The 20,738-nt window shown below is 73.0% G+C and carries 16 protein-coding genes and 1 riboswitch; of the genes, 10 read left to right on the top strand and 6 right to left on the bottom strand.

Annotation, left to right across the window (positions count from 1 at the left end; genetic code table 11):
* Positions 1 to 28 precede the first annotated feature (28 nt).
* Positions 29 to 262, bottom strand: a complete 234-nt coding sequence (locus ACZ6AA_RS32485) for a ferredoxin (RefSeq protein ID WP_468449451.1) — start codon at positions 260 to 262, stop codon at positions 29 to 31.
* Positions 262 to 1,740, bottom strand: a complete 1,479-nt coding sequence (locus ACZ6AA_RS32480; protein ID WP_471461997.1) for an aldehyde dehydrogenase — start codon at positions 1,738 to 1,740, stop codon at positions 262 to 264. Before ACZ6AA_RS32480 ends, ACZ6AA_RS32485 begins: the two co-directional genes overlap by 1 nt.
* 230 nt (positions 1,741 to 1,970) lie before the next feature.
* Here ACZ6AA_RS32480 and ACZ6AA_RS32475 point away from each other — a divergent pair, with 230 nt between their 5' ends.
* Both ACZ6AA_RS32475 and ACZ6AA_RS32470 read left to right on the top strand, forming a co-directional pair.
* On the top strand, positions 1,971 to 2,612 hold the full coding sequence (locus tag ACZ6AA_RS32475) for a DUF6461 domain-containing protein (RefSeq protein WP_471461996.1): 642 nt from the start codon (positions 1,971 to 1,973) through the stop codon (positions 2,610 to 2,612).
* Positions 2,613 to 2,811: 199 nt separating this feature from the next.
* Entirely contained in the window at positions 2,812 to 3,909 is a 1,098-nt protein-coding gene (locus ACZ6AA_RS32470) for an MBL fold metallo-hydrolase (RefSeq protein WP_471461993.1), read from the top strand.
* 66 nt (positions 3,910 to 3,975) lie between these two features.
* Here the strand turns inward: ACZ6AA_RS32470 and ACZ6AA_RS32465 are convergent, their stop codons facing one another.
* Entirely contained in the window at positions 3,976 to 4,809 is an 834-nt protein-coding gene (locus ACZ6AA_RS32465) for an SDR family oxidoreductase (RefSeq protein WP_471461991.1), read from the bottom strand.
* Between the two features lie 196 nt (positions 4,810 to 5,005).
* A riboswitch (cobalamin riboswitch) is annotated at positions 5,006 to 5,082 on the top strand.
* 137 nt (positions 5,083 to 5,219) lie between these two features.
* Here ACZ6AA_RS32465 and ACZ6AA_RS32460 point away from each other — a divergent pair.
* The 6 genes from ACZ6AA_RS32460 (at position 5,220) to ACZ6AA_RS32435 (ending at position 11,687) form a co-directional block, all read left to right on the top strand.
* A complete protein-coding gene (locus ACZ6AA_RS32460; protein WP_471461987.1) occupies positions 5,220 to 6,461 on the top strand; it encodes a prenyltransferase/squalene oxidase repeat-containing protein in 1,242 nt (413 codons plus the stop codon).
* A complete protein-coding gene (locus ACZ6AA_RS32455) occupies positions 6,458 to 7,150 on the top strand; it encodes an SCO2322 family protein (RefSeq protein WP_468449457.1) in 693 nt (230 codons plus the stop codon). The genes ACZ6AA_RS32460 and ACZ6AA_RS32455 overlap by 4 nt, the downstream gene beginning before the upstream one ends.
* Entirely contained in the window at positions 7,143 to 8,339 is a 1,197-nt protein-coding gene (locus tag ACZ6AA_RS32450; RefSeq protein ID WP_471461982.1) for an energy-coupling factor transporter transmembrane component T, read from the top strand. The genes ACZ6AA_RS32455 and ACZ6AA_RS32450 overlap by 8 nt, the downstream gene beginning before the upstream one ends.
* Before the next feature lie 2 nt (positions 8,340 to 8,341).
* Positions 8,342 to 10,081 carry an ABC transporter ATP-binding protein gene (locus tag ACZ6AA_RS32445; RefSeq protein WP_471462211.1) on the top strand — a complete coding sequence of 580 codons (1,740 nt, stop codon included), beginning with the start codon at positions 8,342 to 8,344 and terminating at the stop codon, positions 10,079 to 10,081.
* A complete protein-coding gene (locus ACZ6AA_RS32440; protein ID WP_468449459.1) occupies positions 10,078 to 10,920 on the top strand; it encodes an ECF transporter S component in 843 nt (280 codons plus the stop codon). The genes ACZ6AA_RS32445 and ACZ6AA_RS32440 overlap by 4 nt, the downstream gene beginning before the upstream one ends.
* Positions 10,921 to 11,267: 347 nt before the next feature.
* Complete coding sequence (locus tag ACZ6AA_RS32435) at positions 11,268 to 11,687, top strand: aggregation-promoting factor C-terminal-like domain-containing protein (RefSeq protein WP_468449460.1); 420 nt, start codon at positions 11,268 to 11,270, stop codon at positions 11,685 to 11,687.
* Between the two features lie 245 nt (positions 11,688 to 11,932).
* Here the strand turns inward: ACZ6AA_RS32435 and ACZ6AA_RS32430 are convergent, their stop codons facing one another.
* Together ACZ6AA_RS32430 and ACZ6AA_RS32425 are read right to left on the bottom strand one after the other, a co-directional pair.
* The gene (locus ACZ6AA_RS32430) at positions 11,933 to 13,522 is read right to left on the bottom strand and encodes an oxidoreductase (protein ID WP_471461975.1); all 1,590 of its coding nucleotides are present in this window, start codon (positions 13,520 to 13,522) and stop codon (positions 11,933 to 11,935) included.
* A 252-nt stretch (positions 13,523 to 13,774) separates the two neighbouring features.
* Complete coding sequence (locus ACZ6AA_RS32425) at positions 13,775 to 14,944, bottom strand: steroid 3-ketoacyl-CoA thiolase (protein WP_468449462.1); 1,170 nt, start codon at positions 14,942 to 14,944, stop codon at positions 13,775 to 13,777.
* A gap of 336 nt (positions 14,945 to 15,280) precedes the next feature.
* Between ACZ6AA_RS32425 and ACZ6AA_RS32420 the strand changes: the two genes are divergently transcribed.
* Complete coding sequence (locus ACZ6AA_RS32420) at positions 15,281 to 16,525, top strand: cytochrome P450 (protein WP_471462208.1); 1,245 nt, start codon at positions 15,281 to 15,283, stop codon at positions 16,523 to 16,525.
* A gap of 203 nt (positions 16,526 to 16,728) precedes the next feature.
* A complete protein-coding gene (locus ACZ6AA_RS32415; RefSeq protein WP_471461970.1) occupies positions 16,729 to 18,375 on the top strand; it encodes a hypothetical protein in 1,647 nt (548 codons plus the stop codon).
* Here the strand turns inward: ACZ6AA_RS32415 and ACZ6AA_RS32410 are convergent.
* Positions 18,332 to 20,617, bottom strand: a complete 2,286-nt coding sequence (locus tag ACZ6AA_RS32410; protein WP_471461967.1) for a bifunctional glycosyltransferase 87/phosphatase PAP2 family protein — start codon at positions 20,615 to 20,617, stop codon at positions 18,332 to 18,334. The two genes, ACZ6AA_RS32415 and ACZ6AA_RS32410, sit on opposite strands and share 44 nt — an antisense overlap.
* Positions 20,618 to 20,738 lie beyond the last annotated feature (121 nt).

Below are 20,738 nucleotides of genomic sequence, written 5' to 3'. Positions count from 1 at the left end.
GAAGGCCCGGAGGCCCGCCGGACACTCCCTAGTCCTCCGGCGGGAACACCACCTCCCCGCTGCCGAGCAGGGTCAGGGTGATGGCCTCGACCGGGCAGCTCTCGGCCGCCTCCAGGATCTTCTCGGCGGCGTCCGTCTCGGGGCGCGTGGGGTGCGACTGGCGGGCGGTGTCGAGGGCGAAGCCGTCCGGCGCCGTGCCCACGCACATCCCGGAGCCGATGCACACCGACCGGTCGACCTCGACGTGCCAGCGGTCGCCCATCAGGCACCGCCCCCTTCGCCCGCGGCCTCGTACCCGACGGGCAGGTGGATCATCTTGTGCTCGAAGTACTCGCCGTAGCCCTCGGGCCCGAACTCCCGCCCCAGGCCGGAGTTCTTGTAGCCGCCGAAGGGGCCGAGCATGTCGAGGCTGAAGGAGTTCACGGAGTACGTGCCGGTGCGCACCCGGCGCGCCACGTCGATGCCGCGCTCGACGTCGGCGGTCCACACACTGCCGCTCAGGCCGTAGTCGGAGTCGTCGGCGATGCGTACGGCCTCGTCCTCGTCGCCGTACGGGAGCAGGCAGATGACGGGGCCGAAGATCTCCTCGCGGGCGATGCGCATGGAGTTGTCGACGCCGCCGAAGAGCGTCGGCTCCACGTACCAGCCCTGGTCGAGCCCCGCGGGACGGCCGCCCCCGGCGAGGATCTTGGCGCCCTCCTCCTGCCCGATCCGGATGTAGTCGAGGGAGCGGCGCTGCTGGCGCTTGGCGACCAGCGGGCCCAGTTCGGTCGCGGGGTCCATCGGGTCGCCGACCTTCAGGGCGGACGCGGCGGTGGCGAAGGCGTCGGCGAACTCGTCGTAGCGGGAGCGCGGGAGCAGGATGCGGGTCTGGGCCACACAGGCCTGGCCGTTGATCATCCAGGCGAAGGGCACGATGCCGGCGACGGCGCCCGCGAGGTCGGCGTCGGGGAGGATCACGGCGGCCGACTTGCCGCCGAGTTCCAGGGTGACGCGGGTGAGGTTCCGCGCGCAGAGCTCCATCACCCTCTTCCCCGCGGCGACGGAGCCGGTGAAGGACACCTTGTCGACGCCCGGGTGCCCGACCAGGTACTCACTGACCTCGCGGTCGGCCGAGAGGATCGAGAGGACGCCGTCCGGCAGGCCCGCCTCGGCGGCGATCTCGGCGAGGATGTACGCGTCGAGCGGGGCCTCCGGCGAGGTCTTCAGGATCACCGGGCACCCGGCGAGCAGCGCGGGCGCGAGCTTGGCGGCGGCGGTGAACTGCGGGACGTTCCACGGCACCACGGCCGCGACGACCCCGACGGGCTCGCGCCGCACCAGGATCCGTCCGAGCGCCCCGTCCCGCGCCTCCTCGTACGTGAAGCCGCGCGCGGTGGTGATCGCCGCGTCCCACACCATCATCGCCGACAGCGCCTGCACCATCACCGACGCGGTGTACGGGGTGCCGTTCTCGGAGCTGATGACCCGCGCGATCTCGTCGTGCCGCGCCCCGACCCCGTCCTTGATCCGCTCGACGACCGCGATCCGCTCCGCCACCGACATCCGCGGCCAGGGCCCCTCGTCGAAGGCCGCCCGCGCCACCGCGACGGCCCGGTCGACATCCGCGGGCGCGGCGTGCGGCACCCGCGCGAACACCTCCCCCGTGTGCGGCGAGACCACCTCGATGACGTCCTTGCCCAGCGGGTCGACCAACTCCCCGCCGATGAACAGCTGTCCGTGTTCCACGAGCTCGCTCATGACTGACTGCCTCCTGCGGGACGCGTGCCACACCGGCACCGGACTCCCGACGCCGTCCGTTCCTGACGCCGCTTCAGAACTGATACCAGTTCTACTTAAAGGAGACCAGGGCCAGCACGAATCAGGCCCTCACCAGCGGATACCGCACCGGTGCGATGTCAGTACCGACCGTTAGCGTGCCGCCCGCGAGGCCGCGACCAGGGCGGAACGCGGCGTGAAGGAGCACTTCGATGAACCAAGGACCTACGCACACGGACAAGGGGCTGTCCTGGATAGCCGACGCCTACGAGACGGGCTTCACGCTCACCCTCAGCGAAGGGCTCTCTCCGCACGAGCTGCTGGGGACCGCCGGCGCCGAGGAGCACCACATCGTCCCGCTGTCCCGCTCCGCCGCGTCCGAGCTGCTGCTCAGGGACGAGGAGGACCACATCAGCGACCTCGACTTCCTGGACTGGGAGGACGAGGAGGCGGTCGCCCGCCTGACGAACGGCGGCTTCCTGCCCGCCCCGCCGGACGCCATCGTCAGGGCGGGTTCGGTGGCGGGCTGGGCGTACGCACTGGAGGAGTCCAGCTGCCACACGGGGGAACACATCGCGGCGCTGTCCCGCCGGGGACGCGCGCTGTGCGTGCACAGCAGCGCGAAGGGCTTCAGCCACGTCGACTACGCCTTGCGCGGCGAGGCGGTGACCTCCTTCGAGCCCGGCCTGCCCCACCTCACGAACGGCACCCCCGCCGAGGTGGCACTCGGTTTCGTCCACGGCGGTGACGAGGTGGGCGATGTCGCGTTCCTGCGGTTCCTGGAGGGCGAGTTCGGGCTCCGCATCCCCTGGGAGGAGACGGAGGCGGAGCTGGCGTCGGCCGCGTTCATGTGACGCGATCCTCGATCCGTACGGTGACCGCCAGGAAGGGCGTCTTCCTGTCGGTTGTCGAGGCTCTCGGTGGATAGTCCGGCGACCGGCCCGCACATCGGCGCGGGGTGGCCCAATCCCCCCTCGCCTCGGTCGACTTGGGCGACTATCGAAACGGGTTCTAGTTATAGTGGGGGCCCTCGGCGGCGAGCGGGGGCAACGGATGACTCAGGGCAGCGGCACGGGGACCGTCGCGCACGGCGGGGGTGTGTGGAGCATCCGGGTGCCCATCCCCGACAACCCCCTCGGGCACACCCTCGTCCACCTCATGGACACCGATCGCGGGCCCGTCCTGATCGACACCGGGTGGGACGACCCGGAGTCGTGGGACACCCTCGTCGCGGGGATCGCCGCGTGCGGGGCCGACGTCGGGGACGTGCACGGGGTGCTGATCACGCATCATCACCCCGACCACCACGGGCTCTCCGCGAAGGTGCGGGAGGCGTCGGGGGCGTGGATCGCCCTGCACGACGCCGACGCCGATGTGGTGCGGCGTACCCGTGAGCACGCGCCCGCACGCTGGTACGGGTACATGGCCGACAAGCTCGCCGCCGCCGGTGCCCCCGCCGAGCACGTGGCCCCGCTGCTCGCCGCCCGGGACGCGGGCCGCACCCCGCGCCTCCCCGGCCTCGCCCCCGCCCTGCCCGACCGGTCCATCGCCCCCGGCGAGCTCGTCCCCCTCGCGGGCCGCGCGCTGCGGGCGATCTGGACCCCGGGGCACACCCCCGGCCACGTCTGCCTGCACCTGGAGGAGGCCCACCCGGCCGGGCTCCCCGGGCACGGCCGCCTCTTCTCCGGCGATCACCTGCTGCCCGGCATCACTCCGCACATCGGGCTGTACGAGGATCCCGACGACGCCACCGCGACCGGCGCCTCGCCCAGCTCCCGCCTTCGCCCGAGCGGAGGCGACCCCCTCGGCGACTACCTGGACTCCCTGGAGCGGGTCGGGCGGCTCGGCGTCGCCGAGGTCCTGCCCGCCCACCAGCACGCCTTCACCGAAGCCCGGCCCCGCGTACGGGAGTTGATCGACCACCACGAGCAGCGCCTCGCCCAGCTCCTCACGCTGCTCACCGCGCCCCGCACCCCCTGGCAGCTCGCCGAGCGCATGGAGTGGAACAGGCCCTGGGCCGACATCCCCTACGGCTCACGGAACATCGCGGTGTCGGAGGCGGAGGCGCATCTGCGGCGGCTGGTGAAGCTGGGGCGGGCGGAGGCCGTGGCGGGGAGCGATCCGGTGACGTACGTGGCGTGCGGGGCCTAGGCCCCGGTGCCACCGGCGCCCCCGGCCGACTCGATCACCGCCTCGGCCAGCCCCCGGAGGGCGCCCTCACCAGCCCTCGTCCCCCCGCAGCACCGCGTCCGCGCCCCCGTCGATGAACACCACCTGACCCGTGACGTGGGTGTTCTCCGGCGCGGTCAGATGGTCGACGAGCGGGGCGACCTGTTCGGGGTCGGCGTAGCCGTGCAGGGGCATCGGTACGCCCGCGTCGGCGACGGCGCGGAGCTCGGGGTTCTCGAGCATGGCGCGGCTGAGCGGGGTGCGGATGATGCCGGGGGCGATGACGTTGAGGGGGATCCCGGCGCCCGCCCAGGCGTCGGTGACCGCGGCCCGGCGCACCCAGCGGACCAGCGCGCGCTTCGCGGAGGCGTACACGAGCTGCCCCTCGCCGCGGTCGACGGCGGCCCGCGCGGCGGCCACGGCGGCCTCCTCGTCGTCCGCTAGGACGGCGGCGACGATCGCCGGGTCGGTCTCGTGCACGGCGGCGACGGACGACACGGCGAGCGCGCGCGGGTCGCGGCCCACGGCGAGCAGCGGCCGCAGGCCCGCCAGCGTGGCGATGGCGCCGAAGCCGTTGACCCGCACGGTGACGGGGTCGAACGCGGCGATCCCCGCGCACGCCACCACCGCGTCCAGCCGCCCGCCGCCCAGCTCGGCGGCGGCGTCGGCGAGCAGCGCCCGCCCCTCGGCGGTCGCCAGGTCGGCCTGGATGTCGACGCCGTCGGTGTCCTTGACGTCGGCGCCGAGGACGCGGTGGCCCCGGCCGGTGAGGCGGCGCGCGACGGCCCGGCCGATGCCGGACGCGGCGCCGGTCACGAGGCAGACCCGGGCGCCGTCCCGCCCGCCCGGCCTTGTCTCACGCTCCGTCGCAGTGCCCGCCATGCGTGCTCCCCCTCAACTCCCGTATCCAGAGGCCCGAGCCAACGTAACGCCGCCCCAGCGGCCCCTGCCAGACCGCGCCGGGAGCACGCGCCGGGGCCCGGCGCGCGCCGGAGCGAGGATGGCGGGACCCCGTGCCGGGCCCCGGGGCGCGGGCTACGGGCCGGTAGAGTGGGCGGGTCGTCTCATGCGCACACGAGGGGAAGCCGGTGGAAGTCCGGCGCTGACCCGCAGCCGTACAGCCGCGCACAACCCGCGCGGCAAGCCGGAACGCCTCGCACGCCGCATGACCGGCTCGCGTCATCGGAACGTGCCGATGGCCGGCACCGTCGAGGTATACGGAGCCGGAGCCGCCCGGTGCCCCTCCGTGCCGTGCTGCCCGGCCCCCCGCAGGGAGAGGCACCCGCCGCATCATGAACGTTCGCCGCAGCGCAGCTGCCCTGGCCGTGGCCGTCGTCGCCCTCGGCACCGCCGCCGCCCCGGCCGCCTTCGCCGACGACGCCTCGCCGTCGGCGGAATCCACCGGGGGGCCGCTCCCGTCCGGCCTGTACGGCAAGAAGGACCCGCAGTTCGACGGCGTGTTCCGGCAGTCGTACGCGCTGCTCGCGCAGAAGACCGTGGGCGTCACCCCGGCCGCGAAGGCCGTGGACTGGCTCACCGGCCAGCAGTGCGCGAGCGGCGGCTTCGCGGCGTACCGCGCGGACGCGAGCGAGCCCTGCAACTCCAAGACGCAGGTCGACTCGAACTCCACGGCCGCCGCGATCCAGGCGCTGCACGCCGTCGGCAACGAGTCGGACGCGGTGAAGAAGAGCCTCGACTGGCTGAAGTCCGTGCAGAACCAGGACGGCGGCTGGGGCTACAACCCGGGCATGCCCAGCGACGCCAACTCCACCGGCATCGTGATCGGCGCCCTCGCCGCCGTCGGTGAGAAGCCCGCGTCCGTGAAGTCCCAGAAGGGCAGGTCGCCGCTCGACGCGCTGACGAAGCTCGCCATGGACTGCGGCAAGGACGGCGGCGCGTTCGGCCTCGCCGACGCCAAGTCCGGCAAGCTCGCCCCGAACGCCGACGCGACCGCGGCCGGTGTCCTCGGCGGCCTCGGCCAGGGCCTGGTGCCCGCGAAGGGCAAGAAGGCCGACGCCGCGCCGAAGTGCGCGAAGCCCGGCACGGCCGAGCAGGCCGCCGACAACGGCACCGGCTACCTCCTGAAGACCCTCGCCAAGACCGGCCACCTCACCTCCACGATGCCCGGCGCCAAGGACCAGCCGGACGTCGGCAACACCGCCGACGCGGTGGTCGCGCTCGCCGCGGCGGGCCAGCAGGAGCAGGCGAAGAAGTCCGGCGAGTGGCTGTCGAAGAACTCCGCGGCCTGGGCCAAGGACAGCGGCCCCGCCGCCTACGCCCAGCTGGTCTTCGCGGCCCTCGCCGCGGACATGGACGTACGCGACTTCGGCGGCGCCGACCTCGTCAAGCAGCTCAACGCGCAGGGCCCGACGCCGAAGGCCGTCTCGGAGACGACCGACACGGCCAAGGAGAAGGACGAGAAGGACGACGACGGGTCGGGCGTCAGCGTCTGGTGGATCGTCGGCGTCGGCCTGGTCGCGGGCGCGGGCATCGGCTTCCTGATCAGCGGCCGCAAGAAGAAGAACCAGCTGTGAGCCGGCGCCACCCGGGGCGCGGCCGCCTCACGGTGGCCGCCCTGCTCACCGCGCTGCTCGCTCTGCCCGCCGCGCTCCTGGCCGGGGGCCCCGCCCACGCGGCCGACTACCGCTACTGGTCGTTCTGGCAGCAGGGCAAGGGCGGCGCGTGGGTGTACGCGACGCAGGGGCCCTCCATCGCCCGGCCCGACGACGGCGACGTCGAGGGCTTCCGGTTCGCCGTGTCCGCGAACTCCGGCAGCGCCGAGAAGCCGCGCGGCGCCGCGGACTTCGACGCGATCTGCGCGGACACCCCCGCGCAGGACGGCCAGAAGCGCGTGGCGCTCGTCGTCGACTTCGGCACGCCGGACGACGCCCCGGGCGGCGAGCGGCCGCCGAAGCGGCGTACGGCGTGCGCGCGCATCGGCTCCGACGGGACCAGCGCCGACGCGCTCGCCGCCGTCGCCAAGCCGCTGCGCTACAACAGCTCCGCGCTGCTGTGCGCGATCTCCGGCTACCCGGAGCAGGGGTGCGGCGAACAGGTCTCCGGCAAGGAGTCCGGCGGCAAGGGCGACAAGTCCGAGTCGGCCCAGGGCGACGGGGACGGCGGGGACGACGGCGGTCCCTCCGTGGGCCTGCTCGCCGGGGTCGCGGCGATCGTCGCGCTCGGTGCCGCCGCCGTCTGGCAGGCCCGCCGCCGCCGTGGCTGACACGGCCCCCGACCGGCTCGTCGCGCGGCGGCGCCGAGCGCCCCAGGCGCACCGCTCCAACGCGCTGCACCCGGGTGCCTGGTGGCTGTGGGCGCTCGGCCTCGCCACGGCCGCGTCCCGCACCACCAACCCGCTCCTGATCGGGCTGCTCATCGGCGTCGCCGGGTACGTCGTCGCGGCCCGGCGCACATCCGCGCCGTGGGCCCGCTCCTACGGCGCGTTCGTGAAGATCGCCCTCGTCGTCATCGGCATCCGGCTGGTCTTCGCGATCGTCCTCGGCTCGCCGATCCCCGGCACCCACCTCATCGTGACGCTGCCCGAGGTGCCCCTTCCGGACTGGGCGCAGGGCGTGCGCATCGGCGGCCGGGTCACCGCGGAGGGCGTGCTTTTCGCGCTGTACGACGGGGTGCGCCTCGCGGGCCTGCTGATCTGCGTGGGCGCCGCGAACGCCCTCGCCAGCCCGGCCCGCCTCCTCAAGTCCCTGCCGGGGGCGCTGTACGAGGCCGGGGTGGCCGTCGTCGTCGCGATGACGTTCGCGCCGAACCTGATCGGCGACGTCCAGCGCCTGCGCGCCGCGCGCCGCCTGCGCGGCCGTCCGGACAAGGGCGTACGGGGACTGCTCCAGGTCGGCCTGCCCGTCCTGGAGGGCGCCCTGGAGCGTTCCGTCGCGCTGGCCGCGGCGATGGACGCGCGCGGCTTCGGCCGCACCGCCGCCGTGCCCGCGCGGGTGCGCGGGACGACGGCGGTCCTGACGCTCGGCGGCCTGATGGGGGTCTGCGCGGGTACGTACGGGCTGCTCACCGCGGACGGCACGGCGTACGGCCTGCCGGTGCTCGCCGTCGGGCTCGGCGCCGCGCTCGGCGGGCTCTGGCTCGGCGGGCGGCGGTCGGTGCGCACGCGCTACCGGCCGGACCGGTGGGGGGTGCGGGCCTGGCTGGTCGCCGGTTCCGGTGCGGCGGTCGCCGCCCTGATGATCGCCGCGAACTCGTCCGCCGCGGCCGCCCTGCACCCCGGGGTGGTCCCGCTCGTCGCCCCCACCCTGCCGCTGCTGCCCGCTGCGGCCGTCCTGATCGGCCTGCTCCCGGCGTTCGTGGCCCCGGTGCCACCGCCCGCCGAGTCACCCGTGCCCGCACGGGCCCGCACCCGCCGTACCACCGCCGACACCGCCGCCGAGGAGAAGACCTCATGACCATGATCAGGTTCGAGGACGTCTCCGTACGGTACGAGGGGGCCGCCGGGCCCACCGTCCAGGGCGTCGACCTGGACGTGCCCGAGGGCGAGCTGGTGCTGCTCGTCGGCCCCTCCGGTGTCGGCAAGTCGACCCTGCTCGGCACGGTCAGCGGCCTCGTCCCGCACTTCACCGGCGGCACCCTGCGCGGCCGCGTGACCGTCGCGGGCCGCGACACCCGCACCCACAAGCCCCGCGAACTGGCCGACGTGGTCGGCACGGTGGGCCAGGACCCGCTCGCCCACTTCGTCACCGACACCGTCGAGGACGAGCTGGCGTACGGCATGGAGTCCCTCGGCATCGCCCCCGACGTGATGCGCCGCCGCGTCGAGGAGACCCTGGACCTCCTCGGCCTCGCCGAGCTGCGCGACCGCCCCATCACCACCCTCTCCGGCGGCCAGCAGCAGCGCGTCGCGATCGGCTCCGTCCTCACCCCGCACCCCCGCGTCCTCGTCCTCGACGAACCGACGTCGGCCCTCGACCCCGCCGCCGCGGAGGAGGTCCTCGCCGTCCTCCAGCGCCTCGTCCACGACCTCGGCACCACCGTCCTGATGGCCGAGCACCGCCTGGAACGCGTCGTCCAGTACGCCGACCAGGTCCTCCTCCTCGCCGCCCCCGGCGAGCCCCCGCTCCTCGGCGACCCGGCCGAGGTGATGGCCGTCTCCCCCGTGTACCCGCCGGTCGTCGGCCTGGGCCGCCTGGCGGGCGTGACGCCGCTGCCGCTGACGGTGCGGGACGCGCGGCGGCGGACCGGGGGGCTGCGGGAGCGGTTGGCGTCGGTGGTGCCGGGAGTGGGCGGTGCGTGGGACGGCGTGGCGGCGGCTGCGGGGCCGGGTGCCCCTGTGCCGGGTGCGTCGGGGCCGCAAGCCCCGAAGCCCGCAGCCTCGAAGCCCGCAGCCCCGAAAACGGGGAAAGCCGCACCGGCCGACGCGCTCGCCGCCCGGGCCGGCGGGCTCGCCGTGCTCCGGGGCCGGGTCGAGGCCCTGCGCCGGGTCGACCTCACCGTCGCCCCCGGCGAGACCGTCGCCCTGATGGGCCGCAACGGCGCGGGCAAGTCCACCCTCCTGTCCACCCTGGTCGGCCTGCTGCCGCCGACCTCCGGAACCGTGCGGGTCGGCGGCGCCGCTCCGCACCGCATGCCGCCGCGCGAACTCATCCGGCACGTCGGCCTCGTACCGCAGGAGCCGCGCGATCTGCTGTACGCGGACACGGTCACGGCCGAGTGCACCGCCGCCGACCGCGACGCGGACGCGGCGCCGGGCACCTGCCGGGCCCTGGTGGCCGAGCTGGTCCCCGGCATCGCGGACGACACCCACCCCCGGGACCTGTCCGAGGGCCAGCGCCTGGCCCTGGCCCTCGCGATCGTCCTGACCGCGCGCCCGCCCCTGCTCCTGCTCGACGAGCCGACCCGCGGCCTCGACTACGCGGCCAAGGCCCGCCTGGTCGCGATCCTGCGCGACCTCGCGGCCCGCGGCCACGCGATCGTCCTGGCCACCCACGACGTGGAACTGGCCGCCGAGCTGGCCCACCGGGTGGTGATCCTCGCCGACGGCGAGGTGGTGGCCGACGGCCCGACGGCGGACGTCGTGGTGTCGTCCCCGTCGTTCGCGCCGCAGGTGACGAAGGTGCTGGCGCCGCAGCCGTGGCTGACGGTGACGCAGGTACGGCGGGCCCTGCGGGCGGCGGAAGGGGAGGCTCCGTGACCGACGCCAGGGCCGGGCACCACGACCGGCAGGTCCGCCCCGTGCGGCTGGGCCCGAAGTCGATCGCCGCGCTCGGGCTCGTCAGCGCGATCGGGGTCGTCGCCTTCGGGTGGCCGCTGTTCGCCGGGGGCGAGTCCGCGCTGAGCGCGCACGCGAAGGACGCCCCGTGGCTGTTCGCGGCGCTGCTCCCGCTGCTGCTCGGCGTGGTCGTGGCGACGATCGCCGACGTCGGCCTGGACGCGAAGGCCATCGCGATGCTCGGCGTGCTCGCCGCGGCCGGGGCGGCCCTGCGGCCGCTGGGCGCGGGCACGGCGGGCATCGAGCCGATGTTCTTCCTGATGGTGCTGAGCGGACGGGTGCTCGGGCCGGGGTTCGGCTTCGTGCTCGGCGCGGTGTCGATGTTCGCGTCGGCGCTGCTCACGGGCGGTGTGGGTCCGTGGATGCCGTTCCAGATGCTGGCCATGGGGTGGGTGTGCATGGGGGCGGGGCTGCTGCCGGGCCCGGACAGGCTGCGCGGGCGGGGCGAGCTGTACGTCCTGGGGGCGTACGGGGCGGTGTCCTCCGTCCTGTACGGCACCGTGATGAACCTCCAGGGCTGGCCCTACATCGGCGGCCTGGCCACGGGCGTCTCCTTCGTCCCCGGCGACCCGGTGGGCGAGAACCTCGCCCGTTTCATCGCGTACTGCCTGGCCACCTCCCTCGGCTGGGACCTGCCGCGCGCCGTCGTCACGGTCGTCCTCAGCGTCACGCTCGGCCCGGCCGTCCTGAAGGCGCTGCGCCGGGCCACCCGGCGGGCGGCGTTCGAGACGCCGGTCACATTCGAGCCCTCGGAGCGGTGAACGGCCTTGCGCGTTCTGTGATGAAACAGGTGGGTGGCGGGTGAGGCGGCCCACAGGACTTTGGTCCTCTACTACCGGGGTTAGCGGCCGCATCACCTTGTCGCGTACGCGCCAATCCTCGCCCTGACCTGCGGATTGAGAGCCAGATCACACGAGGGACGTCCGGCGCGGGTGCGAGTGCCACTAGTAAGAGGGGTCATTGCGGCGGCGTAACAGCCCTGCTTCTCTGGATGAGTCGCACGGCGCCGACGAGCCCACCCGGGCCTCGGCGCCGAGGCATTCCCCCCACGGTCCGCGTGACCGCGGCGTGCCCCGCGACCGCCCTGTTCCCCACCGGAAGGTCCTCTGTGTCCGTCTCGCTCCTCCGCCGCATCGCTTCCCCGAAGAAGGCCCTCGCCGCCGGCGCCGTCACGGCTGCCGCCACCGGCATGGTCTTCGCTGCGGCCCCCGCCCAGGCCGCTCCGGCGGCGGCGACCTCCGACTCGGCCAAGGCCGTGGCTCAGCGGATGATCGCCGACGACGCGCAGTTCCAGTGCTTCGACCGCATCGTCTCCCACGAGAGCGGCTGGGACGTCAACGCCAAGAACGCCTCCTCCGGCGCGTACGGCCTGGTCCAGGCCCTGCCCGGTTCGAAGATGGCCTCCGCGGGCGCCGACTGGCAGACCAACCCCGAGACCCAGATCAAGTGGGGCCACGAGTACATGAAGGACCGCTACGGCAGCCCGTGCGGCGCGTGGAGCCACTGGCAGGCGAACGGCTGGTACTGAGCCTGGCCCCTGGGCCCTGAGCAGTGAAGGAGGGCGGCACCCCGTGGGGGTGCCGCCCTCCTTCGCGCTGCGCGCTCGTCCTCAAGCGCCGGACGGGCTTTTTCCCACCCACCCGCCCCAACCGTTCGGTCGGCAGAAGTTGGCGGCACCATCTGCCCGACACCCTCCGGCCCACCCCGGCCAACTCTCAGCCCGTCCGGCGATTGAGGACGAGGCGCGGAGCGCCGGTAGCGGGGGCGGGCGCCTCAGTTGCGGCGGAAGATCACTGCCGCCGCGCCGGCCGTCACGATGGTGGCGAGGAGCCAGCCCAGGACGACCAGGGCGAGCGCGATCCACTGGGAGGCCCCGGAGGTGCGCCAGGCGGCTTCCTGGCCCAGGTTGAGGATGGGCAGCAGCAGGTCGAGGGCGTAGATCACCGGCTGCCAGTGCGGGGCCTCGTCGGGATTGAGGGGCGGCGGGGGCTTCCAGGCGAACCACACCGACCCCCAGGCCCACAGCGTGCTCAGCCATATGGCGGCCCGGCCGGGACGGTATCCGTAGCCCAGGGCGATGTCCTGGATGTGGTCCCACACCTTGAGGGACAGCGGCAGCGTCTCACGCCGTCGGCGCATCTTGGCGAGGAGCACCTCGTCCCCGGCAGGGCCCTCGCCCGCCGCGCTCAGGGAGGCGGCCAGCCGGTCGTACGGCTCGGGGGCGTATTCGGGGCTCGCCGCCGCCAGCCACTCCAGCCGCTGGGACAACGGGAACACCCCGTACGGGACGAGGGTCTCGTAGGTGAAGCCCCCGAGATCGAGCATGCCGGGGCCCGGCCAACTGGTGGCGCGGTCGCGCAGCCGCCGCACCACGGCGTTGGCCAGCACGACCTTGCCCTGTTCCGGCCGCTCGACGAGGAAGCGCAGCTCCACGGCCTGGATCCCGCGCAGCGACAGCTCCTGGTCGTGGTCGAGGCCGAGCCTGAGCCCGTCCAGAACCAGCGCGCCGCCGAAGGTGGAGCCGTCGAGGCGGACGCCGCCCCGCACCGTCGGCCGCTTCATGCGCACGCTGCGTGACTCCGGGTCCTCGGTTCCCAGCGACGACTCCGGGCCGAAGAAGCAGGGGGCGAACACCAGGTCCTCCTCGACCGCCATCCGGGAGGCGTTGAGCACCACCGCGCCACGCGGGTTGCGCAGGGCGCAGCCGCGCAGGCTCATGGTGCCGCCGACACGAGCGCCGCGCAGCGTCAGCTCCCCCACGGCGTCGAGCAGGTCGGCGTTGACGTCCTGCCTGACGTTCATGCCGTCGGCGTCCAGCGCCCTCCCGTCCCGGGATCCGGATCCGCCGAGGCGCAGGCGGTCCAGGGTGAGGTCCATGCCGATCTGGGCCTGCGCGAGCGCGAGCCCATCGGGCACCACACAGCCCTTCAGGCTCAGATCGCCGCCGGTGACGAGGCGTGTCGCCTCCAGGCGCGGCATCCGGCAGCCGTCGAGGATCAGGGTGCCCGCCTGACAGTCGACCAGACGCAGCGGCAACTCCAGGTGGCAGTCCCGCAGTTCGAAGGGGACGGTGATGCCGGAGTTCGACAGGTCGAGCACCCCGGTGATCCGGCCGCCCCAGACCTTCAGCGCGGCTGCCCTGCCGGAGAGCGGGGGCGGGCCGTCGAGGAGGAGATACGCGATCACCTGGGCGCGCAGGGTGCGTTCGCCTCCCCAGGCGTGGCCGCGTTCCACCGCGTCCGCCTCCTCCACACCGGACCGCAGATCGAACGTGCTGCCGTTCCGGTACGCCTGCCACAGCCCCCATTCGGCCGCCGTCAGCTCAAGCTCCTCGGGCGGCTCCCCCGGACCCCGCTCGCTCACCCGCCGCCCTCTCCCCCGAAAGACCCCGTCGGGACCGAAGTGTGCCAGCGCGCCCCTCACCCCGTCCGGCGAAGCTTTCAGCCCGTCCGGCGAAGCTTTCACCCCGTCCGGCGTAGTTTTCAGCCCGTCCGGCGTTTGAGGACGAGCGCGCAGCGCGACCGGCGGTGCCCCCGTCCCGCCCGGACGGGACTCCCACCCCCGGGGTCCAGGGGCGAAGCCCATGGTTTCGGGAAGGGGCGGGGTTGGGGAGCGTCACAGCCGCTGCAGAATCGTCGCCGTAGCGACCGCACCCCCCGCGCACATGCACACCAACGCGAACTCCTTGTCCGCCCGCTCCAGTTCATGAAGCGCGGTGGTCAGCAACCGCGCCCCCGTCGCCCCGACCGGATGCCCGAGGGCGATCGCACCTCCGTTGACGTTCACCTTCTCCAGGTCCTGCCCGAAGACCTGAGCCCAGCTCAACACCACAGCGGCGAACGCCTCGTTGATCTCGACCAGATCGATGTCCGCCAAGGACATCCCGGCCTTCCCGAGCACGGCCCGGGTGGCATCGATGGGCCCGTCGAGGTGGAAGTGCGGATCGGCCCCGACGAGCGCCTGCGCGACGACCCGGGCCCGCGGCCGCAACCGCAGCGCCCGAGCCATCCGCTTGGAGGTCCAGAGCAGCGCCGCCGCCCCGTCGGAGATCTGGGAGGAGTTCCCGGCGGTGTGCACGGCGGTGGGCATGACGGGCTTGAGCCGCCCGAGCGCGTCCATGGAGGTGTCGCGCAGCCCTTCGTCGCGGTCGACGAGCCGCCACATCCCCTGCCCGGCGGCCTGCTCGGCCTCGGTGGTGGGGACCTGTACGGCGAACGTCTCGCGTTTGAACCGCTCCTCGCCCCAGGCGACTTGGGCCCGCTCCTGCGAGATGAGCCCGAGGGAGTCGACGTTCTCCCGGCTGAGCCCCCGCTTGCGGGCGATCCGCTCGGCCGCCTCGAACTGGTTGGGCAGGTCGATGTTCCACTCGTCGGGGAACGGCTTGCCGGGCCCGTGCTTGGAGGCGGACCCGAGCGGCACCCGCGACATGGACTCGACGCCGCAGCTGATGCCGACGTCGATGACACCGCCCGCGACCATGTTGGCGACCATGTGGGAGGCCTGCTGGGACGAGCCGCACTGGCAGTTGACCGTCGTCGCCCCCGTCTCGTACGGCAGGCCCATCGTGAGCCACGCGGTGCGCGCCGGGTTCGCGGACTGCTCGCCGGCCTGGGTGACGGCGCCGCCGACGATCTGCTCGACGCAGTCGGCGTGGATGCCGGTGCGGCCGAGGAGTTCGCGGTAGGTCTCGCCGAGGAGATAGGCGGGGTGGAGGTTGGCGAGCGCACCCCCGCGCTTGCCGATCGGCGTTCGTACGGCTTCGACGATCACAGGTTCAGCGGCCACTAGCCCGTCCTCTCCATCCGCATCCCGCGGGACGTCCCGGCATCCCCCGCACCATAACTAGTACGCGTTCTAGTTATGTCGACAGTCTGCTGAGCCGGACCCCGCCGCCGCAAGGGTCGTGCACGCACCACCCGCACAACCGGAGCCGGAAGGGATCCCGTCGCGGGCCTTGCGACTTGTAGAACCCGTTATTACGTTGCGACGCATCTCCTGATGGACCGTCAGACGTCGATGGACCGTCGGACGACGACCGCTCGACAACGTGACCGCACCCGAGCACCACCCGGCACCACAGCCCCCGCAGTCATGCACGTCCCGAAGCACCTGGAGTTGCCGATGCCCTGTCCCGCGCTGCCCGACGGGTTCGACTTCACCGACCCCGATGTGCTGCAAGACCGCGTGCCCTTCCCGGAGTTCGCGCGGCTCCGGCAGTCGGAGCCGGTGCGCTGGATCGCCCAGCGGCCCGGCATCGCCGGTTTCGAGGACGCGGGCTACTGGGCCGTGACCCGGCACGCCGACGTCAAGTACGTCTCCACGCACCCGGAGTTGTTCTCCTCGAACCTCAACACCGCCGTCATCCGCTTCAACGAGTCGATCAGCCGCGACCAGATCGAGGTCCAGAAGCTGATCATGCTCAACATGGACCCGCCCGAGCACACCCGGGTGCGCCAGATCGTGCAGCGCGGCTTCACCCCGCGCGCCATCCGCTCCCTGGAGGACGCGCTGCGCAGCCGCGCGCACCGGATCGTCGCGTCCGCCCTGGAGAGCGCCGCCGACGACGGCTCGTTCGACTTCGTCACGCGGGTCGCGGTCGAGCTCCCGCTGCAGGCCATCGCGGAGCTGATCGGCGTACCGCAGGAGGACCGCTCGAAGATCTTCGACTGGTCCAACAAGATGGCGGCGTACGACGATCCGGAGTACGCGATCACCGAGGAGGTCGGCGCCGAGGCCGCCATGGAGATCGTGTCGTACGCGATGAACCTGGCCGCCGCCCGCAAGGAGTGCCCGGCCAAGGACATCGTCAGCCAGCTGGTCGCGGCGGAGGGCGAGGGGAACCTGTCCTCCGACGAGTTCGGGTTCTTCGTGATCCTGCTGGCCGTCGCGGGCAACGAGACCACCCGCAACGCGATCACGCACGGCATGCACGCCTTCCTCACCCACCCCGGCCAGTGGGAGCTGTTCAAGCGCGAGCGCCCGGCGACGACCGCCGAGGAGATCGTGCGCTGGGGCACGCCCGTGGTCTCGTTCCAGCGCACCGCCACCCAGGACACCGAACTCGGGGACGCCCGGATCAAGAAGGGCGACCGCGTCGGAATCTTCTATTCCTCCGCCAATCACGATCCCGAGGTCTTCGAGAACCCCGACGTGTTCGACATCTCGCGGGATCCGAACCCCCATCTCGGCTTCGGCGGCGGGGGCCCGCACTTCTGCCTCGGCAAATCCCTCGCCGTCCTGGAAATCAACCTGATCTTCCAGGCGGTCGCCGAGGCCATGCCCACGCTCCACCTGGTCGGCGACCCCCGCCGACTGCGCTCGGCCTGGCTCAACGGAGTCAAGGAACTCCAGGTCAGCACCCGCTGACCCGGCTGACGGGAGGCAGGGGCACACCCCTACGCCCCGCCCCTGCCTCTCCGCCGTCCCGCCCCTTCCCCGCACGGAAACGGACCGAGGAAATCCGCCAAATGTTCACTTGATCGGCATTCACCGCCAACGTTTTCGTCGAACAAAGCGTCTTGGGAGGTGTACCTGAGCCCTCCGACCCTCCACGACGTCGAACGGAAACGGTGACCGTGGTCTCTGCCGACCTCTCGATCCTCCCTACCGGCAGTTCACCCACCGAACGGAAGAATCCCTTCCGCCGTGCCGTACGCGCCGTCCGCGCCTTCTGCCGACGCCACCGCATCCCGGTCCTCGCCACCGCCCCCACCCTTCCCCTGTACGCGGTGTGGGCGGCGTTCCTCGCCACCGGCGGCGGCGACCTCGCCGCCCAGCAGGCCTGGGCCAGATTCGCCTCCGACCACGGCTCGGCGGCGTACAGCCTCTTCTGGTACGGCGGCATGCACACCGCCAACTACAGCCTGATATCGCCGTACTTGATGGCCGCGATCGGCGTGAAGACCCTCACGGTCCTGTCCGGTGTCGCGGGGGCCTGGCTGGTCGCCGTGCTCATCGAGCGCGCGGGCGTGCGCCGCCCGCTGTGGCCCGCGGTCCTCGCCTCCCTCGCCGTGTGGTGCAACGTCGCCTCCGGGCGCACCACGTTCGCCCTCGGCCTCGCCTTCGGGCTCGGCGCGGTCCTCGCGGTGCTGTGCGCGAAGCGCCTCGCCGTCGCGGTGGTGTGCTCGGCGCTCGCCACCATGGCCTCCCCGGTGGCGGGCCTGTTCCTGCTCGTCGTGGGGTCGGGCTACTTCTTCGTACGGGAATGGGGGCGCGCCGCGGCGCTGCTCGCGCCGCCGGTCGTGGTGGTCGGTGTGACGACCGTGCTCTTCCCCTTCAAGGGCGAGCATCTGATGTGGGCGGACCGGATCTTCCCGCCGGTGTTCTTCAGCCTCGTCCTGGTGGTGGCGGGGCCGCGGGAGTGGCGGGTGCTGCGGTGGGCGGCGGGGGTGTACGCGGTGGGGACCGTCCTGACGTATCTCATCCCGTCACCGATCGGCACGAACGTCGAGCGCCTCGCCGAACTCGTCGCGCCCGCTCTGCTGCTCGCGGCGCTGCTGACCCCGGCGCTGCCCGTGATGCGGCGGATGGCGCTCGTGACGGCCCTGGTCCTCTCGACGGCGTGGGTGGCGCAGAAGACGGCCGACGACCTGGAGGTGTCCACCGTCGTCCCGGCCTGGGCGACGGACACCCAGGCCGTCGTCGGCGAGCTGAAGCGGCTCGGCGCCGACCGGGGCCGGGTCGAGGTCGTACCGGCCCGCAACCACCGCGAGGCCACCGCGCTCGCCCCGTACGTGAACATGGCGCGCGGCTGGAACCGCCAGCTCGACATCGAGCGCGGCCGCCTCTTCTACGACGGCTCGTTCTCCGCCACGACCTACCGCGCCTGGCTCGACAAGTGGGCGGTCGGCTTCGTCGTGCTGCCCTCGGGGCGGCCCGACGGGCCCGCGCTCGACGAGGCCGCGCTGGTCAGGAGCGGCCCGAAGTGGCTGGAGCCGGTGTGGAAGGACGAGCACTGGCGGATCTTCCGGGTGAGGAACGCCGTGCCGATGGCGTCGGCGCCCGCCTCCGTCGTCCGCTCCACCAGCACCGATGTGGTGGTGCGGGTGCCGGAGCGGGGCTCGGTGACCGTGCGGATCGTGTACTCGCCGTGGCTTCGGGCCGAGGGTGCGTGCCTGAAGCCGAACGGCGAGTTCACGGAGCTGACAGTCCGGACGCCCGGCACCTACCGGATCAGCTCGGGGTACGGTCGCCCTTCACGTCCTTCGGTGTGCTGACCGGACCGTCCGGTTCGCGGGAGCCGTCCCCCGCACCCGACGGCTCCTCGACGGCGACCTTCGCCTTCGCGGCCTTGGGCTCCATCGCCTTCGGCTCCACGGACTCGGGCTCGACGGACTTCGGCTCCACGGACTTGGGCTCGACGCCCTGTGGCTCCGCGACCCCGGCTCCCGCCACCGCGGGCCGCAGCCCCTTCCCGAACCTCTGCCCGAGGCTCTTGCCCAGGCCCTTCCCGAGCCCCGTCCCGCTCGTGAGGACCTGCTTCACCCGCGGCCCCTGGAGCAGGTACGTCAGCCCGAATCCGGCGCCGACGACGGCCGCGCCGCCCACCGCGTCGAGGATCCAGTGGTTGCCGGTGCCGACGATCGCGCACACCGTGAAGAACGGGTGCAGCAGGCCGAGGGCCTTCATCCACCACTTGGGCGCGAGGATCGCGATGGTCAGACCGCACCACAGCGACCAGCCGAAGTGCAGCGAGGGCATCGCCGCGTACTGGTTGGTGAGCTGCGTGAGCGTGCCGTAGTCCGGCTGCGAGAAGTCCTGCGGGCCGTGGATGGTGTCGATGAAGTTGAGGTCCTCCATCAGGCGCGGCGGCGCGAGCGGGTAGCCCCAGAAGCCGACGAGCGCGAGCAGCGTGGCGAAGCCGAGCGCGGAGCGCGCCCAGCGGTACTGGGCGGGGCGGCGCAGATACAGGATCGCGAGGACGCTCAGCGGGACCACGAAGTGGAACGACGTGTAGTAGAAGTTGAAGAAGCTCTCCATCCACGGCGTGCGCGCCGTCAGATGGTTGAACCAGTGCTCGATGTCGATGTGCAGGAACTGCTCGATGGAGTGGATCTGCTCGCCGTGCGTCTCGGCCCGCTCCCGGCCGCCGGAGATGGTGCCGCCGGTCGCCGCGAGGCGGGTCTGCTGGTACGCGGAGTAGCCGACGCGGATGAGGAGCAGTTCGAGGAGCAGGTTCGGGCGGGTGAGCACGCGCCGCCAGAACGGGAACAGCGGCACCCATTTCCAGCGCGCGGGGACGGGATCGGCGTAGGAGGTGGGGATCGGCCGCTGGTACTCGGGAGCCGTCCGGGACAGGAACGGCACGATCAGCGCGGAGGCGAGCGCGGCGAGCAGGACCACGTTGTCGCGCAGCGGATCAAGGACCGACATGTTCGGCAGCATCATCTTGGACGGCAGCGTCATCACCAGGACGACGGCGATCGGCCACACGTACCGGTCCGACGCCCGCTTGCCGACCCGGCCGACGACGGCGAGCAGCAGCCACAGGAGCTGGTGCTGCCAGCTGGTCGGGGACACGGCGATGGCGACGCAGCCGGTGAGCGCGACGGCCAGGAGCAGCTGCCCGTCGCGCGCGTACCTGACGGCCCGGCGCAGTCCGAGGAAGGCGACACCGGCGCCGAGGCCGAGGAAGAGCCCTATTTCGAGCGGTCCCTCCAGGCCGAGGCGGAGCAGGGCGCCGTGCAGCGACTGGTTGGCGTTGGCGTCCGGGTTGGCGCCGAGGCCGGCGCCCGCCAGGTGGTGGATCCAGTACGTCCACGAGTCGTGCGGCATGGCCGCCCAGGCGACGGCGGTGGCGGCGGCGAAGGTGGCGCCCGAGGACAGGGCGGCCTTCCTGCGTCCGGTGAACCACAGCAGCGGCGCGAACAGGAGCACGGTGGGCTGCAGGGCCGCGGCGAGGCCGATGAGGACGCCGCTGGCCCGCTCCCCGCGCACGGCGAAGCAGCCGAGCAGGACGAGCAGGACGGGGATGATGCTGGTCTGGCCCAGGTGCAGGGTGTTGCGCACCGGCAGGGACAGCATGAGCAGGGAGATCGCGAGGGGGGCCGCGAGCAGCGAGGTGCGGCGCGAGACCGGCTGCGGCAGCGCGCGGGCGGCGACCAGGCCGAGGACCACGACCAGGCCGAGGGTGCCGAAGGTCCAGGCCCAGCCGAGGGCGTCCTCGGCGAAGCGGGCGAAGGGCTTGAGGACGAGTCCGGCGAAGGGCGTGCCGGTGAACTTGTCCGTGTCGTACAGCGAGCCGTTCACGTGCAGCACGCCGTTCGGCCCGACCCAGGTCTCCCAGTCGGTCAGGCGCTCGCCCTTGGGGGTGCGCAGGACCACGGCCACCTGTCGGACGGCCAGGACGGCGGCGATCAGCCAGAGGGCGACACGGACCGCTCCGATGCGCCCCTCGGGTGTCCCGGATGCCCCCGTGCCCAAGGCATTCCCCGGTCCCCTGTGCTCAACATTCGCCACGCCCTGTCGGCCCTCCCGCCCCATCCGTCATCCTTGATCAAAGTGCCAGGAGATTCCTGATCTCACCCAAAGAGGCTCGCATGCCCCTGAGTGAGACGCGCGCAACCCCCGGTTCGCCTGG

Source organism: Streptomyces sp. NPDC040610 (assembly GCF_055594065.1).
This window is presented reverse-complemented; position numbering and strand designations above follow the sequence as displayed.